The organism is Bradyrhizobium sp. AUGA SZCCT0160 (assembly GCF_018130105.1).
GTDB lineage: Bacteria > Pseudomonadota > Alphaproteobacteria > Rhizobiales > Xanthobacteraceae > Bradyrhizobium.
Genome location: NZ_JAFCMD010000039.1, coordinates 37,411 through 47,900 on the forward strand (window position 1 = coordinate 37,411; position 10,490 = coordinate 47,900).

The following is a 10,490-nucleotide window of genomic DNA, read 5'->3' on the forward strand; positions in this document are numbered from 1 at the left end:
AATCAGACCTAAAGGCGCCGCCGCTGATTCCCAGCGATTGCGTCGGCGGCATCGCCTTGCCGCGTGAAAGCCAACTGGAGAAGACCAATGACCACGATGTCCCAAGCCGCAGCCCAGCCTGCAATTTCCCTCAGCTCGGGCGGATTTTTTCGCCGGCTCGGGATTTGGGCGCATGCCATCGTCGCGTATCTGGATCGCCGGGCGGCGGTCAAAGCGCTACGGCAGCTGGACGATCGTGAGCTCCGCGATATCGGAATAACCCGCAGCCACATCGAGCAGGCGGTTTGGGGTCAGGTCGATCCGGAACTCGGGCGGCTTCGGTAAGCGCCGCTTCGACCTGCACGACACACATACAGCCCGGTCGGTCGACCGGGCCGTACCGTCCTTGTATCGCGCTCCGTCAGTGACGGACCACCAGCACCGAGCATTTGGCGTAGCGCACCACGTGGCCGGCATTGGAGCCGAGAAAATAGGTCCGCATCGCCGGCCGGTGCGACGTCATCACGATCAAATCGGCCTTGATTGCCGCGGCCTCCTCCAGGATCTCGTGATAGATCCCGCCTTGCCGCACCACGGCGGAAATGCGCGACGCCTCGATGCCGGATTCCTGCGCCACGATCGCGAGCGCTTCTTCCGAGGTCTGGCGCTGCTGGGCGTCGAAATCGGCCGGCACATATTCCGCCAGCATCACCGGCGTCATCGGCATGACGTTGAGCAGCCGCACCGTGCCGTTCCAGGTCTGCGACAGCGTCGCCGCGGTCGCGATCGCAGGCTTCGCCAAATCAGTATCGGCGAGATCGAGCGGCACCAGAATGGATTTGAACATCCGCGCCTCCTGTCGGAAACGAGCCTAGCATGAGGGCGACCGGATGTCCGCCCGGCCTACTTTGCATGGGGTTGTTTTCGCGATTTATATCCGGGCTAGTCGTCCGACGTCTGCTTCAGCAATTTCGGGCTGGTGAAGCGCACGAGCGTGCCACGGCGAAACGCCACCTCGTTCCAGTCCTTGATCGCAAAGTCGAGGATCGCAAGGCCGCTGGTCGGCAGATTGTCATTGAGTGCTTTCTTCGCGGCCGCATCGCCGCTGCCGGACAGCGCCAGCGCCAGTTCATGCATGCCGGGATTGTGGCCGATCACCATCAACCGCTTCGGATCGGTGGCTTCGGCCATGCGGATGATCTTCAGGAGATGCGTTGGGTCGGCGCCGTAGAGTTCGGCCAGGAACTCGACCTGCGGCGGGGCGAAATCCTTGGCCGCATCCTGCATCGCCTGCCGGACGATCTCCCAGGTCTGCAGCGTCCGCACCGCGGTCGAGACCAGAACCATGTCGGGAACGGGCAGGTGCCGGCCGATCCAGCCACCGACGGCGGCGGCATCCAGCCGGCCGCGGTCGTCGAGACGGCGGTCCTGGTCGTGCCCCGAGGGCGCGTCATGTTCGGTCTTGGCGTGACGCAGCAGCATCAAACGGCGCATGGGCAGCAATCTCGATTCGTTTCGGCCTGAATTAATCTACAGGCTCATGCCCAGGACAAGGTGACAAGCGCCGCAGCGGTCCGTAAGAAAACGCCATGGCAGAGACTTTCACAAGTGCGACCCACGGTCCGGACGACGACGCGCCGTTTCGCTCGCGCCTGTCGTTCGACCTCGATGTCGATATCTGCGTGGTCGGAGCAGGGCTTGCTGGCCTGACGGTGGCGCTGGAGGCCGCGCGTCTTGGCGCCAGCGTTGCCGTGCTTGAGGGCCGGCACGTCGGATGGAACGCGTCCGGCAACCAGCTCGGCACCGTCATGCCGGGCTATAGCCTTCCGATCGGCGAGTTGATCGAGCGCGTCGGCCTTGAGGATGCCCGCGAGCTCTGGGCGCTGTCGAAGGAGGGCGCTGATTACATTCGCGCCGTGGCGACCGAAGAAGCGATGCCGGGCATTGCACTGACCGAGGGGGCGCTGGAGGTCTCCAATGTCGATGCCGGCGAAACGCTGATCAGCCGGCTGCAGACGCTGAACGAGGATTTCGAGACCGAAGTCGAGGGCTGGCAGGTCGACCGGGTGCGCGATCAGCTCAGGACCGGGCACTATTTCCACGGCATCTATTACCCCAAGGCGTTTCAGGTCGACGGCCGCAAATATGTCCATGGCCTGGCGGCGCTCGCAAGGCGGGCAGGGGCGCGCATCTTCGAGGACACGCCGGTGGTCAGCATCGATCCATCGGGCATTCGCAAGCGCATTGTGACGCCGTCGGCGCGGCTTCGCGCTTCACACATCGTGCTGGCCGGCAACATCCATCTCGGAGCGCCGCTGCGGCGGCTGTCGGAAACGCTGCTGCCGGTCTGGCGCTATGCCGCCGTGACCGAACCGCTCGGCGCGCGCCTCGCTGACGCCATCACCTTTCAGGGATCTGTTTGCGACAGCGACGGCATCGATCATTTCCGGATCGTGGAGGGCGACCGCCTGATGTGGGCCAGTCCGGAGACGACCTGGGACGCGCGGCCGCGGCGCTTCTGCGCAACCATCCAGCAGCGAATCTCCACGATTTTTCCAAAGCTCGGCAAGGTCGGAATATCCGATGTCTTCGGCGGCGCCGTCGGTGTGACCGTTCACGGCATGCCGCAGATCGGCCAGTTGCGGAAAGGATTGTGGGTCGCCTCCGGCTTCGGCCGCCAGGGGATGAACACCGCGGCGATGGCGGGGCAATTGGTGGCACGCAGCATTCTGTGGGGCGACGAGCGCTGGCGGCTGTTTTCGCCGTTCGAACTGGTCTGGGCAGGCGGCTCGACCGGGCGGGTCGCCGGTCACCTGATCGGCATGTGGGGGCGGGGAAGTTCAGCGGCTGCGGGCGCGCTGGCCCGGTATCGGGAAGGCATGCGCGCCAAGGAGCGGATTCGCGAGGCGCGGGTGGCCGAGGCCAGCCGGCAGGCCGGAACCAGGCCGCCGCTCCGTCGCCGTCCGCCGCCGCCGGGTCCGTCGCGGCTGGTCCGCCCGCAGCCGCCGTCGGAAGCCCCGGACGCGGCAATACCGCCGGTCGTGGCCTCGCAGGAAAGTGAGCGAATTCGGGACGGATCCGTGTAACTTCCGCACGTGCGCGTCGTATTTGATGGCGAACCACCTTGTTCCGCCTCGCACGGAGACCCCGATGATGGACCGCCGTATCCTGCTCGCATCTGTGGCCGGCCTGTTCGGCCTTGCAACCTTCCGCTGGCTGCGCACATCGCCGGCGCAGGCCGCCGGGAAATTCGAGATCGAAAAGACCGACGCCGAGTGGCGCGCGCAGCTGACGCCGCAGCAATACGAAATCCTGCGCAAGCACGGCACCGAGCGTCCGGGCTCGAGCCCGCTTCTGAAAGAGCACCGCAAGGGCATCTTTGCCTGCGCCGGTTGCGACCTGCCGTTGTTCTCTTCCGAAACCAAATTCGAGAGCGGCACCGGCTGGCCGAGTTTCTACCAGCCGCTCGACAACGCGCTCGGCAAGACCGAGGACCGCACCTACGGCATGCTGCGCACCGAGGTGCATTGCCGGCGCTGCGGCGGCCATCTCGGTCACGTCTTCAACGATGGACCGAAACCGACGGGGTTGCGCTATTGCATCGACGGATTTGGGATGGTGTTTCACCCGGCGTCGCCGTCGCCTTCGTGAGGCCTTCTTTGTTTGACGCGTTTTCTTGACGCGAACCGGGTGTCCACTTCGCTTGAAAACGCTTTGGCGCCCGGCAAATGTTGCCCGCCCGGCAATTGTGCCCCGGTCTTCGGACCGGGGTTTTTTGTTTAAGCCATTGGTATATATGGATTTTTGTATTTGGCACGACGCTTGCGACATCTTCTCCCGACGCGGCCTGCAATGACGTGAGACCGGCGAGCCGCCCGGATCGAATTTGGAGAATATGTCATGGGTATCTTCGGCGCTCTTACGACAGCCGTCGGCGGCCTCCGCTCGCAGTCGTACGCACTGGAAAACGTCTCGGGTAATATTGCGAACTCGCAGACCACGGCCTTCAAGCGCGTCGACACCAGTTTCCTCGATCTGATTCCGCAGACCGCATCGACCCAGCAATTGGCGGGCGGCGTCACCACGCAATCGCGCAGCACCAACTCGGTGCAGGGCGACGTGCAGACCGCATCGGTCGCGACCTTCATGGCCATCAACGGCGCCGGCTTCTTCGCCGTGCAAAAGCCCGGCACCTTCACCGACGGCACGCCGGTGTTCGACGGTGTCGACCGTTACACCAGGCGCGGCGACTTCCAGATCGACAAGAGCGGCTATCTCGTCAACGGCGCCGGCTATTATCTCCAGGGCGTTCCGATCGACCCGACCACCGGCAACCCGTCGGGCAGTTCGCCGCAGGTTCTCAAATTCCAGAACGACTTCCTGCCGGCGCAGGAAACCACCAAGATCGACTACCGCGCCAACCTTGCCTCTTATCCGTTCACGACGCGACACGATACGTCGGTGCAGGGATCGGAACTGATCGCGCCGGGATCGTTCAGCGCAGGACACAATCCGCTGGTGGTAGGGACGCCTCCGGCGCCGTATACCGACTCCTATACCAACGGCACCGTGCAGAGCAACAAAGCGACGCCATCGGTTTTCAATACCGGCGCGACACAGCTTTCGGGCGCGGCGGGCACCAACTCGATCTCCGCCAACTTTGCCGCGGGCGACACCATCACGATCAACGGCACCGTGGTCACCTTCGTGGCGGCCGGTGCCGTCGGCAATCAGCTCAACGTTACCGACGACATCGATGACTTGCTCGCCAAGATCGACTCGATCACGGGAACCGCGGTCCCGTCCACCATCACGGCCGGCTCCATCAGGTTACACACCGGAACGACGTCCGACCTCACGGTCACCAGTTCGAACTCCACGGCATTCGCAGCCCTCGGCTTCACCGGCGGCACCGCGTCCGCGACCCGCGGCGGTGGCGGTACGATCGGCACCGGACAGGTGGTTGGCAACGACAACTCGACATTCCTTGATCAAAGCGTCGCCGGTGGTGCGGTGACCACCTACGACGTGTCAGGCGCGCCGGTGAACCTGCAGTTCCGCTGGGCCAAGACCGACAGTTCCTCGCTCGGTGCGGGCCACACCGATACCTGGAACATGTTCTATCAGGTCAACGCCAATGCGACTGGCACGCAGGTCGCCTGGCAGAACGTCAACACCAATTTCACTTTCTCCGCCTCCGGCCAGATGTCGCCCGCGATTCCTTCCATCACGCTCACGAACGCCGTTGTGAACGGTGTTTCGCTGGGCAGCCCCGTTATCAACTTCGGCACCGGCGGCGTGACCCAGTTCGCCGATGCCAACGGCAACGTTCAGGTCAACCAGATCCAGCAGGACGGTTTTCCGGCCGGCCAGTTGCAGTCGGTCGGTGTCAGCACCAACGGCCGCATCGTCGGCAACTATTCCAACGGTCGAAACCTCGATCTCGCCGAAATCTCGGTCGCGACCTTCAACGGCACCAACTTCCTCAAACGCGTCAACGGCGGCGCCTTCGAGGTGACTGACGAATCCGGTGGCGCATTGTACGGCAAGGCCGGAACCATCGTCGGTTCGTCGCTGGAAGGATCCAACACCGACATCGCCGACGAGTTCACCAAGCTGATCGTGACCCAGCAGGCCTATTCGGCCAACACCAAAGTCATCACCACTTCCAACACGATGGTGCAGGATCTGCTGAACGTGCTGCGATAATTCCGACGCGGTCGTCCTTGATACGATTTGAGATGGGCATTTAGTCATGGGTTTGAGTCAAGCTCTCTCTACCGCGATGTCCGGCCTGCGCGCGACGCAGGCCTCGCTCGCGCTGGTCTCGTCGAATGTCGCCAACGCGGAGACGCCGGGTTACGTCAAGAAGACGCTCAACCAGGTCGCGGGGACGACCGGGGAGTTCGGATCGAGCGTCCTCATCAACGGCGTCAACCGGCAGCTCGATCAGTATCTGCAGACCCAATTGCGTACCGAGAACTCCGGCGCGTCTTACTCCACTATCCGCTCGACCTATCTCGCCAATCTGCAGAACGTCTATGGCAATCCGGACGAAAGCGGCACCATCGAGAACGCGTTCAACACCCTGTTGACGGCGATGCAGAACCTGTCGACCAGCCCGGACTCGCAGTCGGCGCGTATCGGCGCGGTCGCCGCGGCGCAGGCGATGGCGCAGCAGCTCAATTCGACGACGCAAGGCATTCAGAACCTCCGTGCCAACGCCGAGAACGGGATCAACGACTCCGTGATCACCGCGAACAACGCCATGGCCCGGATCGCGGCGATCAACGTCCAGCTGCAGAATAACGGCCAGACCGACGCTTCGACGGCCTCGCTGCTCGATCAGCGCGATCAGTATATCGATCAGCTGTCGCAGCTGATCGATATCAGGACGGTCACCAACAATCTCAATCAGGTGACGATATTCACCAATTCCGGCGTGCAGCTGGTCGGCACCGAGGCGTCGCAGCTGAGCTTCAATCCGCAGGGCACGATGACGCCCAACACGCTGTACAGTACCGATCCAACGAAGAACAACGTCGGCACCATCACCATCAACTTTCCGCATGGCGGCAGTTACGACATGGTGTCGACCAATTCGATCCGCTCCGGCAAGATCGCGGCCTATCTCGAACTGCGCGACAAGACGCTGGTGCAGGCACAGGCGCAGATCGATCAGTTCGCGGCGTCGATGTCGAGCGCGCTGTCGGACAAGACCACGGCCGGCACCGCCGCTCCCGGATCGGTCGCGCCGCAGGCCGGCTTCGATCTCGACCTGGCCGGGCTGCAGTCCGGCAACGTCATTCACGTCACCTACAAGAACAACATCACCGGCGTCACGCACAATCTTTCGATCATGCGCGTCGATGATCCGGGCGTGTTGCCGCTGACCAACGCTGCAACGCTCGATCCGAACGATGAGGTTCTTGGCGTCGATTTCTCCGCCGGCATGGGCTCGGTCATTTCCCAGCTCAACGCCGCGCTTGGATCGACCGCCGACCTTCAGTTCTCAAATCCATCGGGGTCGGTGTTGCGGGTGCTGGACGACGGCGCGCCGAACCGTTCGGACGTTACCGCTGCGTCGGTCACCACGACCATGACGTCGCTCACCAGCGGTAACGTACAGCTGCCGTTGTTCACCGACAATGGCGCGCCTTACGGCGGCGCGATCACCGCCAACGGCTCGCAGCAGATCGGATTGGCCGCCCGCATCAGCGTCAATACCGCGTTGCTCGGCGATCCCTCGCGCACCATCGTCTATTCCACCAATCCGCTGACTGCCGCCGGTGATACCGCGCGTTCAGACTTCATTCTTACGCAATTGTCGTCGGGGTCCTATCGCTACTCGCCGGCGACCGGCATCGGCACCACGGGGGCGCCGTTCACCGGCACGCTCACCAACTTCGCCAGGCAGTTCATCAGCCAGCAGGGCGAGGCGGCAAACGCCGCCAAGCAACTGGCGGACGGCCAGAACGTCGTGCTGAACACCCTGCAGAACAAGGTGAGCGCGACTTCGGGCGTCAATATCGACGACGAAATGGCGCATCTGCTGGCGCTGCAGAATGCCTATTCGGCCAACGCACGCGTGATGTCTTCGATCAAGCAGATGTACGACACGCTGATCCAGTCCATGTGAGGATTTGATGTCTATCGATGGCGTTAGTGGCAGGACATCCTATATCGGGACCTCGATCATCGGGCTCCGCAATCAGCTCAATGAGCTGACGCAGCAGCTTGCGAGCGGCAAGGTCTCGACGACCTATGCCGGGCAGGGCGCCGATCGCGGATTTGCGCTCAGCCTGCGCGCGCAGGTCAGCAGCATCAATGCGTTCGCGAACACCGCGACCAACGTCAATACGAGAATCGGCGTTCTCAACCTGGCGCTGCAGGGCATGACCAACATCGGCACGTCGGTCAAAAGCGCGGCGAGCTCGTCCACCATCGTGCTCAACAATAACGGCCAGACCTCCGGGCAGATCACGGCGCAGGCGGCGTTCTCCAACGCGGTCTCGCTGCTCAACAGTCAGTCGGGCGACCGCTATCTGTTTTCGGGGCGCACCACTGACAAGGCTGCGACGGTGCCGGCCGAGGTGATGCTCGCCGGCACGGGAACGCAGGCCGGGTTGACGCAATTGATTAGCGAACGCCGGCAGGCGGATCAGGGCGTCGGCAACATGGCGCATCTCACCGTCTCGTCGCCGCCGGCGACCACGACCGTCACCAGCCTTGGCGAGGACGGTTCGTCGTTCGGGTTGAAGCTCGGCGCCATCACCTCGTCGCTCACCGGTGCGACCGTGACGCAGCCGGCCGGCGCGCCGCCGTCTGCAACGATCGATCTCGGCGCCGTCAATCCGAATAACGGCGACAAGATTTCGTTCAACTTCAATCTGCCAGACGGCACCAGCGAGACGATCTCGCTGACCGCGACCACGACGAGCCCGGCGCCGGCTGGTTCGTTCCTGATCGGCGTCGACACCGTCGCGACGACCGCGAACCTGCAGGCTGCGCTGACATCGTCGATCCAGACGCTCGGCGATACGGCGCTGGTTGCGGCATCGGCGATCGCCGCATCGGATAATTTCTTTAATCCGTCGGCCACGATCACGGGAAGCGCCGTCAACAACCAGGCGGCGGTCCCGGCGCCGATCACCGGCGCCACGTTATTGTACGGCGCGGCGGGAACGGATTCGCTGGCCGCGAGCTTCGCGGCGGGCGACACCATCACCGTCAACGGGACGCCGATCACGTTCGTTGCCTCCGGCGCGACCGGCAACCAGCTCAACGTCACCGACAGCGTTCAGGCGCTGCTGGCGAAGGTCGATTCGATTTCCGGTGCCACGACGCCTTCGACCGTCAACGGCGGAGCGATTGCGTTGCATGGAGCCGACAACGAGAATCTCTCGATCAGCAGCTCGAACACGGCGGCATTTGCGGCGCTTGGCTTCAATGCTCCGGCAACGGCTACGCCTGCGCCGTTGCGCGTCAACGGTCCGCCGTTCGCCACCGCTACGAACCTGATCGGTGGCACTCCGGCCAACACGGTGTCGTGGTACACCGGTGAAGTCGGCGCCGATTCCGCGCGCGGCACCGCGATCGCGCGCGTCGACCAGGCCGTCACGGTGCAATACGGCGCACGCGCCAACGAGGAGGCGCTGCGCTATCAGCTGCAGAATATTGCGGTGTATGCCGCGGTCACGACCAACGCCAACAACCCGAATTCGAAAGCACAGATCAACGCGCTGCAACAGCGCATCTCGGCAAACCTGGCGCCGCAGAATGGGCAGCAGTCGATCCAGGATATGCAGGCGGAAATCGCCGGCGCACAGACCGCGATCAAGGGCGCGACCGATCGTCAAACTCAACTCAAGGGAATGGCGCAGACGATGCTCGACTCGATCGAGGGGATCAATGCGGACGAGGTTGCGACCAAGATTCTGGCGCTGCAAACCAACCTGCAGGCGTCGTATCAAACCACCTCGATGCTCTACCAGACCACGCTGACCAAGTTCCTGCCGATCTGATCGGAAGGCTTGCAACCCAAGCAAAAAGGCCTCCTTGCGGAGGCCTTTTTCGTCTGACGCCATTGCGATTGTTCAGGCGGACTTGAGGTCGGGCTCGTTCTGCAGCTTTCGCGCGCTTTCGAGAATCTGCTCCTCATGGGCGATCAGTTTCTTCGCCTCCTTTAGCGCGTGATAGAGGTCGCCGTTCAGGATGTAGTTGTTGATCCCTTCGATGAAGGGCCATGCGCTCGGCATCGCGGTCAGGATATCGCGTACCAGGCTGAAATAAGTCGGGTGGTGGGCCATCGGGTCCGGCGACAGGTACATCAGCTGCACCGCGAGGTAGATCAGCTTCGCCGGGGTGTCGGCACTCTCGGGGGTCAGGATATCTTTTTCGCGCAGGATCGGAATCCTGTCGCCGTCGATCAAGAGCCTTGCGCGCTGGTCGGTATTGGTGACCACGCAAGCGCCGATGATGATTCGTTCGTGCGGCTTCAGCTCGACTTTCAAGGCCATGCCTGTTCTCCATTGACGCTTGTTGCGCGAGTTCTGGGTGCCCGCCGGCAGATTCGGCATCCTTTCTGAGGATGGTTAACCAATCGTAAATGGGCTGTTGGTGCCTACGTTACGCGGCGCGGCGGAGCGCGACCCGTAGGAACACGGGAACGAAGCCCTGGACGGCCATTAATTCGAAATTCACCCTCCATATGTGCCGCTTGTTCGATCGGATTCATTTTTTCTTAGAGACTTGGTTTCAGAGTGAGCCGTCGCCCGATCGAGAGGTCGGGATAGTGGCTCGTTTTAATTTCACACCAGAAAGGTATGAAACATGTCCGGTATTGTTCTTTCGGCCTCGGTTCGCCAGAACCTTCTCTCGCTGCAGTCGACTGCTGATCTTCTCGCAACCACGCAGTCCCGCCTCTCGACCGGTAAGAAGGTCAACACGGCGCTCGACAATCCGACCAACTATTTCACCGCCGCCTCGCTCGATAGCCGCGCCGGCGACAT

At 62.8% G+C, this 10,490-nt stretch carries 9 protein-coding genes and 1 pseudogene; 7 read left to right on the forward strand and 3 right to left on the reverse strand.

Annotated features, from left to right (window positions below; all coding sequences use genetic code 11):
- Nucleotides 1-87 precede the first annotated feature (87 nt).
- On the forward strand, nt 88-324 hold the full coding sequence (locus JQ558_RS35685; RefSeq protein ID WP_212214254.1) for a DUF1127 domain-containing protein: 237 nt from the start codon (nt 88-90) through the stop codon (nt 322-324).
- Between the two features lie 76 nt (nt 325-400).
- On the opposite strand, the gene JQ558_RS35690 is transcribed toward JQ558_RS35685, so the two are convergent.
- Together JQ558_RS35690 and JQ558_RS35695 are read right to left on the reverse strand one after the other, a co-directional pair.
- Nucleotides 401-826 (reverse strand): universal stress protein, encoded by a 426-nt coding sequence (locus JQ558_RS35690; RefSeq protein WP_192737723.1) that lies wholly within the window; start codon nt 824-826, stop codon nt 401-403.
- Between the two features lie 95 nt (nt 827-921).
- On the reverse strand, nt 922-1,473 hold the full coding sequence (locus JQ558_RS35695) for a histidine phosphatase family protein (protein ID WP_212214251.1): 552 nt from the start codon (nt 1,471-1,473) through the stop codon (nt 922-924).
- Between the two features lie 95 nt (nt 1,474-1,568).
- On the opposite strand from JQ558_RS35695, the gene JQ558_RS35700 reads away from it, so the two are divergent.
- The 5 genes from JQ558_RS35700 (at nt 1,569) to JQ558_RS35720 (ending at nt 9,503) form a co-directional block, all read left to right on the forward strand.
- Nucleotides 1,569-3,065: an FAD-binding oxidoreductase gene (locus JQ558_RS35700; protein WP_212296613.1), complete on the forward strand. Its 1,497-nt coding sequence runs from the start codon at nt 1,569-1,571 to the stop codon at nt 3,063-3,065.
- A 64-nt stretch (nt 3,066-3,129) separates the two neighbouring features.
- Complete coding sequence (gene msrB / locus JQ558_RS35705) at nt 3,130-3,630, forward strand: peptide-methionine (R)-S-oxide reductase MsrB (RefSeq protein WP_212214240.1); 501 nt, start codon at nt 3,130-3,132, stop codon at nt 3,628-3,630.
- A gap of 249 nt (nt 3,631-3,879) precedes the next feature.
- Nucleotides 3,880-5,688 (forward strand): flagellar hook-basal body complex protein, encoded by a 1,809-nt coding sequence (locus JQ558_RS35710; RefSeq protein ID WP_212296614.1) that lies wholly within the window; start codon nt 3,880-3,882, stop codon nt 5,686-5,688.
- 46 nt (nt 5,689-5,734) lie between these two features.
- A complete protein-coding gene (flgK, locus tag JQ558_RS35715) occupies nt 5,735-7,618 on the forward strand; it encodes a flagellar hook-associated protein FlgK (RefSeq protein WP_212296615.1) in 1,884 nt (627 codons plus the stop codon).
- 7 nt (nt 7,619-7,625) lie between these two features.
- Nucleotides 7,626-9,503: a flagellar protein gene (locus tag JQ558_RS35720; protein WP_212296616.1), complete on the forward strand. Its 1,878-nt coding sequence runs from the start codon at nt 7,626-7,628 to the stop codon at nt 9,501-9,503.
- A gap of 72 nt (nt 9,504-9,575) precedes the next feature.
- On the opposite strand, the gene flbT is transcribed toward JQ558_RS35720, so the two are convergent.
- Nucleotides 9,576-9,998 carry a flagellar biosynthesis repressor FlbT gene (gene flbT / locus JQ558_RS35725; RefSeq protein WP_212214230.1) on the reverse strand — a complete coding sequence of 141 codons (423 nt, stop codon included), beginning with the start codon at nt 9,996-9,998 and terminating at the stop codon, nt 9,576-9,578.
- A 313-nt stretch (nt 9,999-10,311) separates the two neighbouring features.
- On the opposite strand from flbT, the pseudogene JQ558_RS37735 reads away from it, so the two are divergent.
- Nucleotides 10,312-10,490, forward strand: a pseudogene (locus JQ558_RS37735) (flagellar protein); the annotation flags it as partial.